Origin of the sequence: Aminomonas paucivorans DSM 12260 (genome assembly GCF_000165795.1) — a bacterium.
Classification (GTDB): Bacteria; Synergistota; Synergistia; order Synergistales; family Synergistaceae; genus Aminomonas; species Aminomonas paucivorans.
The window spans coordinates 181,065-197,508 of sequence record NZ_CM001022.1; the positions used below are offsets into that span (position 1 = coordinate 181,065).

General features: G+C 69.7%; 15 protein-coding genes and 1 riboswitch. Of the genes, 7 read left to right on the plus strand and 8 right to left on the minus strand.

What is annotated here, in order from left to right; translation table 11 throughout:
* Nucleotides 1–9: 9 nt before the first annotated feature.
* The 5 genes from APAU_RS00790 to APAU_RS12340 form a co-directional block, all read right to left on the minus strand.
* Nucleotides 10–912, minus strand: coding sequence for a sirohydrochlorin cobaltochelatase (locus tag APAU_RS00790; protein WP_006299741.1), 903 nt, complete (start codon nucleotides 910–912; stop codon nucleotides 10–12).
* A gap of 107 nt (nucleotides 913–1,019) precedes the next feature.
* A complete protein-coding gene (locus tag APAU_RS00795) occupies nucleotides 1,020–1,655 on the minus strand; it encodes a precorrin-8X methylmutase (RefSeq protein ID WP_006299742.1) in 636 nt (211 codons plus the stop codon).
* A 134-nt stretch (nucleotides 1,656–1,789) separates the two neighbouring features.
* Nucleotides 1,790–1,911, minus strand: a riboswitch (cobalamin riboswitch).
* A gap of 39 nt (nucleotides 1,912–1,950) precedes the next feature.
* Entirely contained in the window at nucleotides 1,951–2,757 is an 807-nt protein-coding gene (locus APAU_RS00800; protein WP_006299743.1) for a ZIP family metal transporter, read from the minus strand.
* A 62-nt stretch (nucleotides 2,758–2,819) separates the two neighbouring features.
* A complete protein-coding gene (locus APAU_RS00805; RefSeq protein ID WP_006299744.1) occupies nucleotides 2,820–3,689 on the minus strand; it encodes a metal ABC transporter solute-binding protein, Zn/Mn family in 870 nt (289 codons plus the stop codon).
* On the minus strand, nucleotides 3,689–4,192 hold the full coding sequence (locus APAU_RS12340; RefSeq protein WP_006299745.1) for a Fur family transcriptional regulator: 504 nt from the start codon (nucleotides 4,190–4,192) through the stop codon (nucleotides 3,689–3,691). The genes APAU_RS00805 and APAU_RS12340 overlap by 1 nt, the downstream gene beginning before the upstream one ends.
* Before the next feature lie 150 nt (nucleotides 4,193–4,342).
* Here APAU_RS12340 and APAU_RS00815 point away from each other — a divergent pair, with 150 nt between their 5' ends.
* The 3 genes from APAU_RS00815 to APAU_RS14455 all read left to right on the plus strand — a co-directional run bounded on the left by APAU_RS00815 (nucleotide 4,343) and on the right by APAU_RS14455 (nucleotide 8,713).
* Nucleotides 4,343–5,320 carry a threonine ammonia-lyase gene (locus APAU_RS00815; protein ID WP_006299746.1) on the plus strand — a complete coding sequence of 326 codons (978 nt, stop codon included), beginning with the start codon at nucleotides 4,343–4,345 and terminating at the stop codon, nucleotides 5,318–5,320.
* Nucleotides 5,321–5,444: 124 nt separating this feature from the next.
* On the plus strand, nucleotides 5,445–6,542 hold the full coding sequence (locus APAU_RS00820; RefSeq protein ID WP_006299747.1) for an ABC transporter substrate-binding protein: 1,098 nt from the start codon (nucleotides 5,445–5,447) through the stop codon (nucleotides 6,540–6,542).
* A complete protein-coding gene (locus APAU_RS14455; RefSeq protein WP_006299748.1) occupies nucleotides 6,539–8,713 on the plus strand; it encodes an HD domain-containing phosphohydrolase in 2,175 nt (724 codons plus the stop codon). Before APAU_RS00820 ends, APAU_RS14455 begins: the two co-directional genes overlap by 4 nt.
* A 78-nt stretch (nucleotides 8,714–8,791) precedes the next feature.
* On the opposite strand, the gene APAU_RS13435 is transcribed toward APAU_RS14455, so the two are convergent.
* Nucleotides 8,792–8,968 carry a hypothetical protein gene (locus APAU_RS13435; RefSeq protein WP_198004018.1) on the minus strand — a complete coding sequence of 59 codons (177 nt, stop codon included), beginning with the start codon at nucleotides 8,966–8,968 and terminating at the stop codon, nucleotides 8,792–8,794.
* 143 nt (nucleotides 8,969–9,111) lie between these two features.
* Between APAU_RS13435 and APAU_RS00830 the strand changes: the two genes are divergently transcribed.
* Nucleotides 9,112–10,353, plus strand: coding sequence for a right-handed parallel beta-helix repeat-containing protein (locus APAU_RS00830; protein ID WP_006299750.1), 1,242 nt, complete (start codon nucleotides 9,112–9,114; stop codon nucleotides 10,351–10,353).
* 157 nt (nucleotides 10,354–10,510) lie between these two features.
* On the plus strand, nucleotides 10,511–11,008 hold the full coding sequence (locus APAU_RS00835; RefSeq protein ID WP_006299751.1) for a rubrerythrin family protein: 498 nt from the start codon (nucleotides 10,511–10,513) through the stop codon (nucleotides 11,006–11,008).
* Between the two features lie 109 nt (nucleotides 11,009–11,117).
* Here the strand turns inward: APAU_RS00835 and APAU_RS00840 are convergent, their stop codons facing one another.
* Entirely contained in the window at nucleotides 11,118–11,948 is an 831-nt protein-coding gene (locus tag APAU_RS00840; RefSeq protein ID WP_006299752.1) for a UDP-2,3-diacylglucosamine diphosphatase, read from the minus strand.
* On the minus strand, nucleotides 11,945–13,093 hold the full coding sequence (locus tag APAU_RS00845) for an MGDG synthase family glycosyltransferase (protein ID WP_006299753.1): 1,149 nt from the start codon (nucleotides 13,091–13,093) through the stop codon (nucleotides 11,945–11,947). Before APAU_RS00845 ends, APAU_RS00840 begins: the two co-directional genes overlap by 4 nt.
* A 188-nt stretch (nucleotides 13,094–13,281) precedes the next feature.
* Between APAU_RS00845 and APAU_RS14460 the strand changes: the two genes are divergently transcribed.
* Nucleotides 13,282–14,919, plus strand: a complete 1,638-nt coding sequence (locus tag APAU_RS14460) for a methyl-accepting chemotaxis protein (RefSeq protein WP_006299754.1) — start codon at nucleotides 13,282–13,284, stop codon at nucleotides 14,917–14,919.
* A gap of 261 nt (nucleotides 14,920–15,180) precedes the next feature.
* Complete coding sequence (arcA, locus tag APAU_RS00855) at nucleotides 15,181–16,386, plus strand: arginine deiminase (protein WP_269490204.1); 1,206 nt, start codon at nucleotides 15,181–15,183, stop codon at nucleotides 16,384–16,386.
* Nucleotides 16,387–16,444 lie beyond the last annotated feature (58 nt).

The window sequence follows — 16,444 nt, forward strand, 5'->3', positions numbered from 1 at the left end:
GGAGGGTTTTTAAAACGCCTTCTTCGCCGCTTCCTTCAGATGCTCCAGCATCAGGGCCCGCACCTCCGGGTTCTGGCCGAAGCCCTGGAGGACCGTGTCCACCCGGAAGCCCATCTTGGTGAGCTGACTCTTCCAGGAGTCCTCCTCCGGTCCCGCCATGTCGTTGTGGGCGTGGTCCCCCGCCACCAGCATGGCGGGCACCAGGGTGACCCGCCGGACCCCCAGGGCCTGGAGGCGGGCGACCAGGTCGTCGAAGGAGGGGGTGCCCTCCACGGTGCCCACCAGCAGTTTGGGGCTGATGCGGTTCAGCACCGTCTGGAGGCGGGAGTAGGCCCCGTTGGCGGGATGGGGGGTTCCGTGGCCCATGAAGACCACCGCCCCGTCCTGGAGGCGCTTGCCGTAGGTCCGGTTCAGCGCCGCCGCCAGGCGGTCGAAGTCCTCGTCGGACCAGAGGAGGGGACGGCTCAGGGCGATGCCCCGGAAGCCCGTCTTGCCCTCGTCGCGCCCCAGTTGGTCGAAGCAGCGCACGATGGTCCCCAGGTCCTCGTACTCCTCCCCGGGGATCACGTGGGTGGACAGGATGGCCACATGGGTGAACCCGTCGGCGTGGAGCTTCGCCAGGGCCACCAGGGGATCGTCGATGATCTGCCCCTGCTTGGCCAGCTTGCGCATGATGATCCGGGAGGTGTAGGCCACCCGGACCTCCGTGCCCGGGAAGGCCTGCTTCACCGAATCCAGGGTGGCGGCGATGGCCGCCTGTCCCTCGGGCATGGAGCTGCCGAAGGAGACCAGCAGCACCGCGGGCTTGGCGGGGGTTTCCTTGGACGACGAGGCCATGCAGGCACCTCCCAGGGCGAAAAGCAGGGTCAGGGCCAGGGCCCAGACCGGGGCGAGGGTTCGGATCTTGGTCAACGAAGACGCCTCCTTCCAGATGCGGTTGCGGGGTGCCCCGAAGAGCGGGTCCGGGCCGAGGCGCCTTCGGTCCGGGGGGCGGGACGGGTACGCGGGTGGGCGGAGGATTAGGGAGAAGGGGCCTCCCCTGCCAGGCGAAGCAGGGCGTTGCAGGCGGCGGCGCAGAGGTTCGACCCCCCCCGGGGACCCGAGAGGACCACGCAGGGCAGGCCCGAGGCCAACAGGGCCCGCTTGCTCTCCGCCGCCCCCACGAAGCCCACGGGGAAGGCGCAGACGAAGTCCACCGGGGCTCCCGCCTCCGCCCGCTCCAGAAGCCGGAAGAGGGCGGTGGGGGCGTTGCCGAAGGCGTAGAGGCGCACCCCCTGGTCCGCCGCCAGGTCCACCGCCGCCATGGCCCGGGTGACCAGGGCCTCCTCGCTGCGGCGGCGCACCTCCGGATCGTGGATGGCCGCCAGGGGGTGCAGGCCGAGGCGTTCCGTCAGGGGGCGGGAGAGGCCCGACCGCACCATCTCCACGTCGCAGAAGAGCGGTCCCCCCCGGCGCAGGGCCTCGACGCCCCGCCGGACCCCTTCCGGGGAACTCCGAAGCAGGGAGGCCAGGGAGAAGTCCGCCCCCGCGTGGACCACCCGTTCCGCCACCGGGCGAAGCTGCGGTTCCAGGGCGTAGGAGTCCAGCACGGAGCGGATGAGCCCCAGGCTGGTCTCCTCGATGGACTGAGGGTCCCTGCAGTAGGCGAAGGGCATGCCGTCGTCTCCCTTCCATGGCCGAAAGTAAAAGAGGCCGCCGCCTTGCGGCGACGGCCCCACCCAGACGGGAAGAAGTTCCCGACAGGAGGCGCCCGCCCGCGCAGGCCTTCCTTCCCGAACCTTGCGCGAACCGGTCTCCTGGCTTCCGTTCCTCCTACTCCCGCGCCTTCCCGGGGGGTGCCCCCGGTGGCTCCTCTGCGGTTTCGTCCCGGTCACAGTGGCGGGGCCGCTCCGGCGTCTCACCGGATTCCCGTGCGTTCGCGCGGCGCTGTTCCCGGGCATTGTACCACCATCAGCCCAGAGCCACGTCCAGGACCATCATGACCACGAAGCCCGCCACCAGGCCCAGGGTGGCCTGGTCCCCGTTGCCCGCGGACTGGGACTCCGGGACCACCTCTTCCACCACCACGAAGACCATGGCCCCGGCGGCGAAGGCCAGGGCGTAGGGCAGCAGGGGACGGGCCAGCTGCACCAGCAGGGCCCCCAACAGGGCGAAGAGGGGTTCCACCACCGCGGAGAGCTGGCCGTAAAGGAAGGATTTCCCCGGGGACAGCCCCTCCCGGCGCAGGGGCAGGGAGACCGCCAGCCCCTCGGGGAAGTTCTGCAGCCCGATCCCCAGGGCCAGGGCGACCGCCCCGGCCAGGGAGGCGGAGGCGAGGCTTCCCACGGCCCCGAAGGCCACCCCCACCGCCAGCCCCTCGGGGATGTTGTGGAGGGTGATGGCCAGGACCAACAGGGTGGTGCGCTTCCAGTGGGTGGGGAGCCCTTCGGGGGAACCGTCCTTCAGAGCGGGGTGGAGGTGGGGGAGGAGGGTGTCCAGCCCCCGCAGGGCCAGAGCTCCCAGGGAGAACCCTGCGGCGGGGGGCAGCCAGCCCGGAAGACCCAGCTCCTCGGAAAGCTCGATGGCCGGAGCCAGGAGGGACCAGAAGCTGGCGGCCAGCATCACTCCCCCCGCGAACCCCAGCATCACGTCCAGGGTCAGGCGGGAGGGGTTGCGGCGCAGGAACACCAGGGCAGCCCCGGCGGCGGTGACCCCCCAGGTGAACAACCCCGCCAGCAGGGCCTGGAGGGGAGGGGAAAGATCGACGAGGTTCGACACGGCGGCACCTCCTCGGGTGAGTCTGAAAGGAGTTTAGCCCATCCCGAGGAGTCGAGGAAAGGTCAGTCCAGGGCCTCCCGGAAGATCCGGGCCTGACGGCGCAGGTTCCCCAGCCAGTCCTCCGCCAGGGGGTCCGCCTTCACCACCCGGGCGTTCAGTGCCTCCGCCAGCGTGGCGGCGCTCCTCGCGGAGATCTGGGGCTGCAGGAAGAGCACCTTGACCTTCAGTTCCCGCCCCCGGTCGATGAGGGCCTTCATCTGGGCGGGTTTGGGCTCCTTTCCCTCCACCTCTACCGCCACCTGGCGGAGGCCGTAGTCCCGGCAGAAGTACCCCCAGGCGGGGTGGAACACCATCAGGGTCATGCCCTTGCGGGGGGCCAGGAGAGACGAGAGGTCCCGGTCCAGCTCCCGAATCTCCCGGGACAGGGCCTCGGCGTTGCGGCGGTACGTCGCCGCCCCGGCAGGGTCCAGGGAGATCAGGCCGTCCCGGAGGTTGCGCACCATCTTCAGGCCGTTGCGGGGGGAAAGCCAGATGTGGGGGTCCAGGTTTTCCGGGCGGGTCCCTGCCTCCCCCGCGCCCTCGTGGCCGTGTTCCTCCATGGGGATGCGGAGGATGCCCCGGTCCGCCGGGATCACCGCCAGGGACGGGGCTGTCCGGACGACCCGGTCCAGAAGGGCTTTCTCGAAGGGCATACCCAGGGAGAAGCACCCCGCTGCCCGGGAAAGCTCCGCCATGAGGCGGGGGCGAGGTTCGAAGGTGTGGGGGTCCGCCCCCGGGGGCACCAACACGGACACGGCCACCCGGTTTCCTCCCACCCGCTCCGCCAGGTACTTCAGGGGAGGGATGGGGACGAAAACCCTAAGGGGGGCTGCCGCGGCGGGAAGGCACAGGGCCAGGACCAGGCAGAGGGCGCAGAAGAGACGACGACGCATCAGGGGTGGTTCCTCCTCTCGGACACAGGGGCTTCCGGGATCGGTTCGACCGCGTCGCCCCCGGAGGCGGCGCAGCGGGGGCACAGCCCCGTCAGGGTGGTCAGGGCCCCCTCCACCACGAAGCCTCGGCGCTTGAGGGACCGGACGGCGGGGTCCTCGGCGGGGGGGGGATCGGTGACGCAGAAGAGGTCGCCGCAACGGCGGCAGGAGAAATGAGAGTGGGGCGGGTTGTGGGGGCAGGCCTTCTCGAAGGCCCGCCCCGTCCCGAAGGTCCCCTCCCCCCCGGGACAGGGGATCTCCCGGATCAGTCCCACGTCGGCCAGGCGGTGGAGAAACCGGTAGACCGTGGCGGCGTCCGCTCCCAGGGAAGGGCAGGCGGCCTCCAGGTCTCCGGCGGTGAAGGGTCCCGGGGAGAGGAGGATCCAGGACAGCAGGGCCACCCTCTGGGGGGTGGCCCGCAGCCCCCGTTGCTTCAGCAGGGTGAGGGGGTCGCAGCGTTCCATGGGGGGGAGGATAGATCAGTTGCGAGAGATTTGCAAGTAGCCCCCAGTGGGGGCGACCATGAGGAAATCTCCAGGCTGTGTTACGATTGCAGAAAAGAAGGGATGCGACCATCCCCCGTCGTCCCGTCGCGTCCGCAAGGAGGAAACCCCATGGTCCTGTCGCCCACCGTCACCGACGTCCTGCTGGCCCGTCGCTTCCTTCAGGGACGGGTCCGCCGCACCCCCCTGGAGAAGTCCTTCCCCCTGAGCGACCGCACGGGAGCGGAGGTCCTGATCAAGTGGGAGAACCATCAGCTCACGGGGTCCTTCAAGCTCCGCGGGGCCCTGAACCGGGTCTGCGCCCTCACGGCAGAGGAGCGGGACCGGGGGGTGGTGACCGCCTCTTCGGGAAACCATGCCCAGGGCGTGGCCACCGCTGCGGCGATGTTCCGCGTCCGGGCGGTGATCTTCGTTCCCGGGGGGTGCCCGGAGACGAAGAGGCAGGCCATCCGCTACCGGGGAGGGGATTGGGTGGACCTCCGGGTGGTGGGGACGGTGTACGACGAGGCGGAGGAGGCGGCCAAGGACTTCGCCCGGACGGAAGGCTGCACGTATGTTTCCGCCTACGAGGATCTCCTGGTGGCCTCGGGGCAGGGAACCCTGGGTCTGGAGATGCTGGAGGACGAGCCGGAGCTGGACGACCTGGTGGTCCCCATCAGCGGAGGGGGTCTCATCTCCGGGGTGACCGCGGCGGCCTGCGCCCTGCGGCCGGGCATTCGGATCTACGGGGTGCACGCGGCCACCAACCCCAGCTGGGAGGAAGCCTGGCGCCGGGGTCGGGTGGTGCCCGTGGAGGAAGGGGCCACCCTGGCGGACGCCCTCTCCGGGGCGGCGTCCCAGCCCCTCTTCGAGTTCCTGCGCCCCCGCCTGGCGGGGCTGGTGGCGGTGACGGAGGAGGAGATCGGACGCGCCATGGCCTGGCTGCATCGCCACCACCACCAGGTGGTGGAGGGGGGCGGCGCCGTGGGGGTGGCGGCCCTGCTGGCGGAGCGGCTGGACGTGGCGGGGCGTCGGGTGGGGGTGGTGGTGTCCGGAGGCAACGTGGACGACCGCCGCCTGGTCCCCCTGCTGAATCCGGAAGGAGACTGAACGACCCGGGAGGCCGCCGGAAGGGGGCCTCCCCTTTTCGATCCCTGCCCGAGGCGTACGTCCTGGGTGTCCCGTCCTGTCGCCGGATCAACAATCTCTCGTTTCGGGGAAGGTGGATCGGTTCGTGAAACCGAAAATCCTCTTGGCCTTGTTCGGGTTGCTCCTGCTGGGCTTCATCGCCGTGGCCCTTCGCCCCGCCCCCGTGGTGGTGGCCCTGTGGTTCGAGGGCTCCGGGAGCGGTGCCGGACTGGGGAGCAAGGTGCAGCATGCGGTGCTCCAGGCGCTGGACTACCGCAACCAGACGGCCCGTCGGCTGGTCCCCTATCGATACGTTCCCGTGGTGCTCACGGGACTACCGGAGGAGGCGGCCTTGGAACGCATCCGTTCCTCCGGGGCGGTGGTGGTCCTCGGAGGGGCCACCTCCAGCTTCACGGGGCGCATCTCCGGTCTCCTGGAGCGGCGGGGCATTCCCTGTATCTCCCCTACCGCCAACTCCCCCATCCTGGCTCGAAGCGGAGACCTGCTCTTCCGCTACACCGGACCCTCCGGGGGGGAGGCGGCAGGAGCCCTGGCCCGCCTGCGGGGGGACTTCTCCCGGTACGTGGCGGTCCTGGATCGGAGCAACCCGGTCTACGGGGTGCCCCAGCTTGCGGGGTTCGCCACGGGGTTGGGGATCTCCCCCCAGCGGGTCCTGGAGGTGGAGGGGACGCAGGACCTGGAGTCGGTGCTGGGGGTCCTGGCCTCGGGGCTATACGACGGGGCGGTGTTCTTCCTCCCCGCCTTTCTCACGGGGGTCTACGCCCAGCGCATCGCCGAGGCCCACCCGAAGATGACCCTCTGGACCTCCGACTGGGGGGTCACGGAGCGCTCCGCCGCCCTGGCGGGACCGGGGGTCCGCAACCTGATCTCCGCGGTGTTCTTCCCCCCCCGCTTTCCCGACCCGAACCACCCCTTCCTGGTCTTCCTGGGTCGGCGCTACAGCGCCGTCCTGGACCCCTCGGTGCTGGACCCGGGGTACGGAGCCGTGGCCATGCTGGACGGGGCGGTGCAGCTGGGGGGCTCCACCTCCAAGGGGGTGCTTCGGGGGTTGCAGGCCCTGCAGTACGTGGAGGGCCTCACGGGGACCTTCCCGGTGGACGCGGCGGGGGACGTGCAGCTTCCCCTGGTGCCCGTGACGCTTCGGGACGGTCACTGGGCCCCCCTGGAGGGGCAACGACGATGAAGCGGGAGTCCTTCCATCGGATCTCCCGGCGCTGGGCCCTCCTCTTCGGGGGGGTGGGGTTCCTCCTCTTCCTCCTGCAGGGGGGGCTTCTCTTCCACAACGGTCTGGAGGAGCGAACCAAGGACGGGGACGCCCTGCTGCTGGCGGCCACCCATTCCTTCTCCCTGACCCTGGAAGGGGAGCTGGACCGGGCCTCCTTCCTGGCGGCGGCCCCGGAGCGCTTCGCCTCCCTGGCGGGGGAACTGTCTCTCTTCGCCCGCCTGGAGGGGGACCGGCTGGTGCAGGTGATCCGGGGACACCTGCCCCGGGGTTTCCGCCTGCCAGGGCGGGCGGGCATGACGGATCGCTGGGTCATCTCGGACCTCCTCAACCCCGACGGGGTCCCCCAGTTCGTCACCGTCCGCACCTTCCAGGGGAACGACTACCTCCTGGGGGTGCGCCTCAACACCTCCGGGCTGGAACCCTTCGCGGACGAGAACGTGGCCCCCTTCCTGACGGACCCCCGGGGAGCCCTCCTGTGGCACGACCCCCGGGACCCCTCGGGCCTCGGCGTTCCCCTGGACCACCGGGGCTGGCTGGACCGGGAGGTGCTGGAGGCCCGGACGTGGAAGGAGATTCCCCTCTCCACGGGGCGATCCGTCTGGGCCCGCACCCAGGGGGTGGAGGGCGCCCGTATTTCCGTGCTCATCCCCGTGGCCTCCGTCCTGGGGGAGGCGATGCGGTTCGTCTATCCCGCCCTGCTGCTCCTCGCCCTCATGGGGGGGCTCCTGCTGGCCTTTCGGCGGCTCTGGAACCGCCAGGTCCTCCCGGAATTCCGCGGACTGCTGGATCTCTCCCAGGTCCTGGAATCCCGCCTGGCGGTGGCCCGGGACCCCGAGGAGGTCTCCGCCTCCATCGACGACCTCTCCAAGGACGTGCAGGAACGCCTGGACGCCTGCCGCATGGAGGAGGCCCACTCCGTGCTGGCCAGCCTCCTGCGGGCCCTGCGGGTGCTGTGGCGGCAGCAGGAGGAGATCAACGCCTTCGGGGAGGAGGTGTCCGCCATGAACGCCTCCCTGGAGGAGTCCAACGAGTTCCTGCGGAAGCGGGAGCAGATCTGGGGGCAGACCCTCCGGGTGGCCCGGCTGGTGAAGGGGACCCACCAGGCCCGGGAGGAGGTGGCCCACATCGCCGAGACCATCAAGGACATGCTGGGAGCCTTCGGGGTGGTGGTGGACCGGCTGGAGGGGGACAAGCTGGTTCCCCAGGCCTGGAGCGGCTACGAGGAGGGCCTTCCCCCGGAGCCCGTGAAGGTGGCGGACTCCCTCATCGGTCGGGCGGTGCGGGAGGGACTGGTGTGGGCGGAGGACGTGCGCCAGACCCCAGGGTACCTGACCCTGCACGATTCCGTCGCCAGCGAGGTGGCCCTGGGTCTGGTGCACATGGGGCGGGCGGTGGGGGGGCTCACGGTGAGCTTCCAGGAACGCCGCCCCCGGGACGAGGCTCTGCTGGAGACCCTCACCCCCGTGGCGTCGGTGCTGGCGGGGTATCTGGACGCCAGCCGGGCCCAGCAGGAGGTGCGAGATTCCTACGACTACCTGGCCCGGAAGCTCCAGGAGATCACGGGGATCTACCACAACGAGACGGAGCAGCACCTGGAGCGCATCGGAGCCTACTGCTCCCGCATCGCCCGGGACCTGGGGCGGGAGCAGCGGGACGTGGAGGATCTGGCCCTCTTCGCCCGGCTCCACGACATGGGCAAGCTCAAGGTCCCTCAGGAGATCCTCACCAAGCCCGGAGCCCTCTCGGAGGAGGAGTTCCGGACCATCCAACGGCACACCCTCTGGGGGGCGGAGATCATCGGGGACGCGGCGTGGCTTGCCATGGCCCGGCGCATCTGCCTCACCCACCACGAGAAATGGGACGGCACGGGATACCCCTTCGGCCTTTCGGGGGAGCAGATCCCCTGGGAGGGGCGCATCGTGGCCCTGGCGGACGTGTACGACGCCCTGCGCTCTCCCCGGTCCTACAAGCCCGGCCTGCCCCACGACGAGGTGGTGCGGACGATCCTCCGGGGCAACGACCGCACGAGGCCGGACCACTTCGCCCCGGAGGTGCTCCAGTGGTTCCAGGAAAACCACGACGTGATGGACGCCCTGTACGACCGCTACCAGGACCTGCCCCTCGGGTAGGGGCGAATCAGGGGGGAAGAAACGAAGGCGGGAGCCTCGGAGCGATCCGGGGCTCCCGCCGCAAGGGCTGGGGGTGCGTCAGCCCTCGACGTTGAGGTTGTTGCCGATGCCCATGCTTCCCAGGAGCTGGCCGAGCATGTCCTTTTGGAGATCCGCGCTGGTCTTGAGGATCTTGGAAGCCACGGCGTACTGGATGTTCACCTGCTGCGCCGCAGCCACGGACTGTTGCACTCCCGCCACAAGGTCCACGAGCATCACCTCCTTGCACCCCACGTCCCTTGGGTATCGGCTCTCTTGCAGCGTTTCGGGATGACCTCCTCCGCCATTTGACGGATCGGGCGCAAACCCGGAGAATGGCCCTGGGCCCGGCTACGAAGCGGCCCCGAGGAGGTTTTTTCATGAAGACCCTTCCGGCGCGACTGCGCGCCCTGACCTGTGCCGCCGCCCTTCTTGCGGCGGGGGTCGTTCCCGCCCAGGGGGCGGTGCTTTCCGTCACCAGCCCCGGGGACTCGGGCCCCGGCACCCTCCGCCAGGCCCTGGCGGACGCGGACGGGGACGCGCAGCTCGACACGGTGCGTTTCCAGCTTTCCGACAAGGCCACTCTCACCCTCACCTCCGGACAGATCCGGGTGAAGTACCCCGTGCAGATCGAGGGCCCCGGCGCGGAGCGCCTGACCCTCTCCGCCGGAAACCGTTCCCGCATCCTGGCCTTCGACGCCACCGCGGCGGGCTCCTCCCTCTCCGGACTCACCCTCCGGGAGGGGAAGACCTCCGGTTTCGACTACGGCGGGGCGGTGATGGCGGAGGGAGCCATCACCGTGACGGACTGCGTGCTGCGCAACAACAGCGCCTTCGCCGGGGGCGCCCTTTCGGGGCGGGACCGGGTGACGGCCCTGGGGTGCGTCTTCCTGGCCAACCAGGCCTCCCGGGAGGGAGGCGCCCTGCTGGTGCAGGGCGGCGCGGGGGTGGACCTGCGCCGCTGCCTCTTCCTGGGGAACTCCGCCGCCACCGACGGAGGGGCGATCTCCGCCCGCAACGTCTCCCTGGTCCAGGCCCTGGACACCGCCTTCTCGGGGAACCGGGCCACGGGCATGGGGGGCGGGGCGTACCTCTACAACGACAACCTCGTCCGGGTGGACAACTGCACCTTCTACGACAACGGCGGCACCTCCGCCACCGGAGGGGCCTTCTTCGCCGACGCCTCCCCCTCCGTGGTGGTCAACAGTCTCTTCTGGCAGAACCAGCGGGACGCCCTGGGGTGGAACGGCACCATCCCCTCCGTGACCTACTCCTTCCTGCCGGGGTGGCACGGGATCGGGGCGGGGAACCTCACCTCCTCGGGCCTGGAGCCGAAGCTCCGGAACCCCAAGGGGCCCGACGGCACCGCGGGCACGGCGGACGACGACCTGCGCCTGCTCTCCGGGTCCCCCTGCTTGAACGTGGGCAGCAACGTCTCGGTCACGGAGACCCTGGACCTGGGGGGAGAGGCGCGCATTCAGGAGTCGGTGGTGGACATGGGGGCCTACGAAGGGGCCCACGGCGGCTCCGGCTCCAGCGGAGGGGGCGGCTGCTCCGCCCTAGGAACCCCCTGGGGGCTGGTCCTCCTGGTTCTGCCGCTCCTCTTCCTGCGGCGGCGCTGAGGGAGCGCCTCTCCAAAAAGGAACGCCACGGGGCCCTGGAGGGCCCCGTTTTTCATGGGTTCCCTCCCTGCGACGGTGCGGGGGTTGACAAGGGGGGGCGATTCTTGTAGTTTGAAACCGTTCCAAATAAAAGGATTCCGGGAGGTAGGAGAACACCATGTCCAAAACCCAGCAGAACCTCGCCGCCGCTTTCGCCGGAGAGTCCCAGGCGAACCGCAAGTACCTGGCCTTCGCCGCCGTGGCGGAGAAGGAAGGGCATCGACAGGCCGCGAAGATGTTCCGGGCCGCCGCGGAGGCGGAGACCCTGCACGCCCACGCCCACCTGAAGGCCCTGGGGGGCATCGGAGACACCGCGGCGAACCTCCGTGCGGCGGTGGGAGGGGAGACCTACGAGTTCCAGGAGATGTATCCCCCCTTCATCGAGGAGGCCAAGGCGGAGGGTCGGGCCGACGCGGTGCGCACCTTTTCCCTGGCCAACGAGGCGGAGAAGGTCCACGCGGCCCTGTACCAGCAGGTCCTGGACAACCTGGGGACCGACGACGGGGAGGACTTCTTCGTCTGTACCGTCTGCGGCCACGTCCACAAGGGGACGGAGGCTCCCGAGGAGTGCCCCATCTGCCACGCCAAGAAGCAGATCTACAGGAAGGTCGATTAGCCGGTCCCTCCGGGGAGGGAGAACGGAGCGGGGGGCCCGGAGTTCCGGGCCCCCCGCTCGTTGGGAGGAAGGAGAGGAGAAGTCCTCGGGCAGGAAGGCGAAGGAGGTTCTAGGCGTATTCCGACCAGACCCCGGAAGGGGCGACCTGGGAGAGGGGCGTTTCGGGAAGCACCAGTTCCCCCCCGGCAGTGACCCGGGGGAGATCCTCCGGGGGGAAGGGCCAGGAGAGCACCTCCAGCCTTCCGTCGGGGTGCTCCGCCAGGGCGGTGCAGCTCTCCACCCAGTCGCCGCAGTTGGCGTACACCAGGTTTTCCGTCTCCATCAGGGCGGCGGAGTGGATGTGGCCGCAGATCACCCCGTCGGCCCCGGCGCGTCGGGCCTCCCGGGCCAGGGCGTTCTGGTAGTCCCCCATGAAGCTCACCGCGTCCTTCACGCGCCCCTTCATGTACTGGGAGAGGGACCAGTAGGGCATCCCCATGCGGCGCCGCACCGCCCAAAGCCCCTTGTTGAGCCACAAGGCCAGGTCGTAGGCCACGTCGCCGCACCGGGCCAGCCAGGCCTGGGCCTGCACCACCCCGTCGAACTCGTCCCCGTGCACCACCAGGTAGCGCCGGCCGTCCGCGCCTCGGTGGGTGGCCTGCTTCGTCAGGAGGATGTTCCCGAAGGACGTGCCGTCGAAGGCGTCCAGGAAGGCGTCGTGGTTTCCCGTGATGTAGGTGGTCCGCACCCGACGGGACAGCTTCAGGAGCTTGCGGATCACGTCGTTGTGGGACTGGGGCCAGCAGGGGTTTCGGCGGAGCTTCCACCCGTCCACGATGTCCCCCACCAGGTAGAGCTGCTGGCAGGTCACCTCTCCCAGGAAGCCCAGGAGGGCCTCCGTGTGGCACCAACGGGTTCCCAGGTGGAGGTCCGAGAGGAAGAGGGTCCGGTAGCTTCTCATGCCCCCACCGCCTCCGGGAGCTTCTGGGCGATACGGGGAAGGCCGGGAAGCCGGAAGTCCTCCTCCAGGGCCTGGGCGATGTTGCGGGCCGCCTCGGGCCGGGCCGCGGCCAGGGCACGCCCGGAGGCCCGGATCACCCGGCTCGGGTCCTCCCGGTACCAGGCGATCCTTCGGGCCACCCCCTTCGCCTCCGTCTCCAGGTGTCCCGCCCCGACGCTCTCCAGGTAGCGGGCGTTGAGGGTCTCCTGAAGGGGGATGGGGGAGGTGAGCACCAGGGGCAGCCCCGCGCAGAGGGCCTCGCTGGCCACCAGTCCTCCCGGCTTGGTCACCAGGAGGTCCGCCTCCCTCATCCGCTGGGGGAGGTCCGAGGCGTAGCCGATGCGGGTCAGGTCCAGGAGGGGGGAGGGGCGGTAGTCCCGGAGCTTTTCCAGGAGGCTCCGGCTTCGTCCCGCCACCAGGCAGACCCGCAGGGGGATTCCCAGGCCCCCCAGGGTTTCCAGCATCCGAAGGACCTGTCGTTCCGGGATGGAGCTGGCGCAGAAGAGGACCCGTAGGGGCGAGGCGGGGCCGGGGCGGCGCAGGTTCCGGTGGAGTTCCCGAAAGGCCCGGCGCACGGGGATGCCGGTGACGCGGATCCGCTCCGGCGGCACCCGGTGGTCCGCAAGCTGCTGGGCCACGGAGGTGCTGGCGCAGAAGTAGCGGTCCACCTCCGGGTGCACCCAGAAGCGATGGAGGCCGAAGTCGGTGACGCAGACGGAGAGGCGCCCCCGGTAGAGTCCCTCCGCCCGAAGGCGGGCCAGCAGGGGCAGGGGAAGGAAGTGGGTGCAGAGGATCTCCCGGAAGGGGTTGTCCTCCACGAAGCGGCGGAAGGGTTCCAGGACGCCGGTGGAGACCCGGTCCAGGACCCGTACCAGGGCGCTTTCCTCCCTCAGCCGATCCGTGACGCGGTACACCGCCTCGCAGGGCCGGTGGGCCCGTTCCCCCAGGGTCTCGTAGCCTCGGGAGACGAGGGCCCGAAACCAGGAAGGGGCGAACCCCAGAAGATCCACCAGAGCCGCGGGAGCCGAAAGGGCCTCCCGAATCGCCAGGGCCGCGCTGCGGTGTCCGTTTCCCGCCTGAGCGTAGAGCACCCCCAAGGGCTGCATGGGCCTCCTCCTTTCCTCATCCTGCGGTGTCAGGGTAGCGGAGGTCCCTTACGGGGGCATCACAGCTTCCTTGCCCCCGGGGAACGATCAAAAGCTTTTTTACAGAAAAATCTTTCGTACTTGTCCGCTCCCGGCCCCTCGGGCTAGGCTCAGGTCCGAAGACGAAGACCACGAGGAGGAACGATGTCATGTCCCTGCGCGCGAAGCTCCTGGCTCCCCTTGTCCTGGCGGCGGCCCTTCCGGCCCTTTCCCTGGCCCTCTCCCTCATCCACCCGGGAGGGGGTCTTCCGAGATCCTTCCAGATGGGGCTGGCTTTCCTGGGGCTTTTGCTCCTCCCCGGGGCCTGGGTCTACTACGGGAGGACCCTGCTGTCCCCCCTGCGAGCCTTGGAGGAGGCCGCGGAGGGTCTCTCCCAGGGGGGCGGCGACCTGAACCGCCGAATCCCCGGGGCAGGGGGAGACGAGCTGGGCCGGACCGCCGGGGCCTTCAACGGCTTTCTGGAAAGCCTTCGGAGAGCCCTGAACGTCTCCACCGGGGCCTTCCGGGACGGGGCCTTCCACTCTTCCCACGTGAACCGGGAGCTGGGGGCCTTCGTGGAGTCCCTTCGAGGCATGGACGCCACCCTCCGGGAGGGGCAGGAGGGGGTGGAACGGATCACCGGGGCCATGGAGGAGCAGGCCGCGGGGATCGAGGAGCTTTCCGCCACCGGCCAGACCCTGGCGCAGATGGCGGAGGACCTGAACCGCACCGCCGGGACCATCGCCCAGGAGGCGGAGGAGGGGCGGGCCTCCCTGTCGGGGGTGGAGGAATCCCTGGCGTCCCTTCGCGAGCGCATGGAGGAGCTGGGCTCTCTCTCCAAGGGACTTTCGGAGCGGGCCGGGGGGATCCACCAGGTGGTCCGGATGATCACGGAGATCGCGGACCAGACGAACCTGCTGGCCCTGAACGCCGCCATCGAGGCGGCCCGGGCGGGAGAGGCGGGACGGGGTTTCGCGGTGGTGGCGGACGAGGTCCGTTCCCTGGCGGAGGAGAGCCGGAAGGCCGCGGCCTCCATCGGCGAGAGCCTGCGGGACCTGGTCTCGGGGGTGGAGGATTCCTCCCGGGAGGTTCTGGCCATGGGAGGGCAGGTGGACCGCCTCTCGGAGCGGAGCTCCGTCTCCTCCCGCACCATCGGGACCATCCTGGAACAGGTGACGGGGCTTGGGGATCTCTCCCAGAACGTGGCGGCCAGCGCCCAGGAGCAGGGGGCTTCGGTGCACGAGATGGCCGAGGCCGCCCAGAGCGTGACCCAGGAGGCCACGGCCCTTTCGGAGCGCATGGCCGGCCTGGTGGAGACCATGGAAGCCATGGGGGAGGTGGCCGGGGAGCTGGGGCAGGAGATGGCGTCCCTCTCCGGCCAGTCCACCCGGGTGCTGGAGTCCCTGGGAAGTTACCGGATCCTCTCCGACGGGGAGCTGGCGGCGGTGTTCGACGGGGCGGTGGAGGCCCACGGGAAGTGGATGGAGGGGCTGGAGCGCCTCGCCCGGGGAGAGCGGGTCTCCCTGGAGACGGACGGACACCGCTGCCGGTTCGGCCTGGTGTACCACTCCACCCCCGCTCCCGGGGGTATGGATCGGGAGTGGAGGGAGATCGACGGCCTCCATCAGGAGCTGCACCGGCTGGCCCACCGGGTGGAGCAGGCCCGGAAGGAAGGGGACGGAGGAGCCCTGGAGGAGACGCTGCGGAAGGCCCGCACCCTGAGCGGGGACCTGACCGTCCGGTTCCGGACCTTGGCGGAGGGGCTGCGGGGGGCCGGTCGGGGCGGGATTCCCGCCCTTCGCGGGTAGGTCGGGTTGTGAAGGGAACCTTGCGGGAAGCCGCCGTTCCCGGGTTCTTCCCCCAGGGTCCCTCGGGAGACCTGACGAGAGAAGATTGGAAAGTGTCCTTCTCCCTGGAACCGTAGGTTTCGGGGGCCCGGGGCGAGGGGATAAAAATAAACTTATTGACAAGAACGGTTTATTTGCTAGGCTAGGGGGTGCCCTCGTTTCGTGCATCCAGGGGCAATCTATTCTTTCGAAGGAGGAATCCCCTTGAGACCCTCGCCTCTTATGGTATCGTCCGAGATCGGACGATTGAGATCGGTGCTGCTGCACCGGCCGGGGAAGGAAGTGGAGAACCTGACCCCGGACCTGATGGACCGGCTCCTCTTCGACGACATCCCCTACCTGGAGATCGCCCGGCAGGAACACGACGCCTTCGCCAAGATCCTCACCGATCGGGGTGTGGAGGTGCTCTACCTGGAAGACCTGGCCGCGGAGGCCCTGGAGGACCGGGAGGTCCGGGGCCGCTTCGTGGAGGATTTCCTGGCGGAGGGACACATCCCCGGAGAGGGAACCAAGGCGGCCCTGCGGGAACTCTTCCTGGGCCTGCCGGTCCGGGAGATGGTGGACCGCATGATGGCGGGGGTGCGACGAACCGAGGTCCCCCAGGGACGATCCCGATCCCTGGCGGACCGACTCGACACGGACAACCCCTTCGCCGTCGACCCCCTTCCCAACCTCTACTTCACCCGCGACCCCTTCGCCACCATCGGAACCGGCATCACCCTGAACCACATGCGCACCGAGACCCGCAACCGCGAGACCCTCTTCGCCCAATACATCTTCCGGCACCACCCCCGCTTCCGTGACTGCACCATCCCCCTCTGGTTCGACCGCCACGAGACCACCTCCCTGGAGGGAGGGGACGAGCTCATCCTGAGCCCCGAGGCCCTGGCCATCGGGATTTCCCAGAGGACCGACGCCGCCTCGGTGGAGATGCTGGCGAGGCGGATCTTCCAGGACGGCCAGACCTTCCAGACCGTGTTGGCCTTCAACATCCCCAAGAAACGGGCCTTCATGCACCTGGACACGGTGTTCACCATGGTGGACCGGGACAAGTTCACCATCCATCCGGAAATCGAAGGACCTCTTCAGGTCTTTTCTCTCACCCGCCGGGGGCAGGACGTGCACATCGAGGAAGAGCACGCCACCCTGGAGGACGTCCTCAAGCGCACCCTGGGGCTGGATCGGGTGACCCTGATCCGCTGCGCCGGGAGCGACCCCGTGGATGCGCCCCGGGAGCAGTGGAACGACGGTTCCAACACCCTGGCCATCGCCCCCGGGGAGGTGGTGGTGTACTCCCGGAACTACGTCACCAACCGGATCCTCCAGGAGAACGGGATCACCACCCACGTGATGCCCAGCTCCGAACTCTCCCGGGGTCGGGGCGGTCCCCGCTGCATGAGCATGCCCCTGGTGCGGGACGCGGTCTAGACAGGACGTGGCCCTCCCGGGGGGCCCCCGGGAGGTTTCGGGGCGCCGGTTTCTCCGA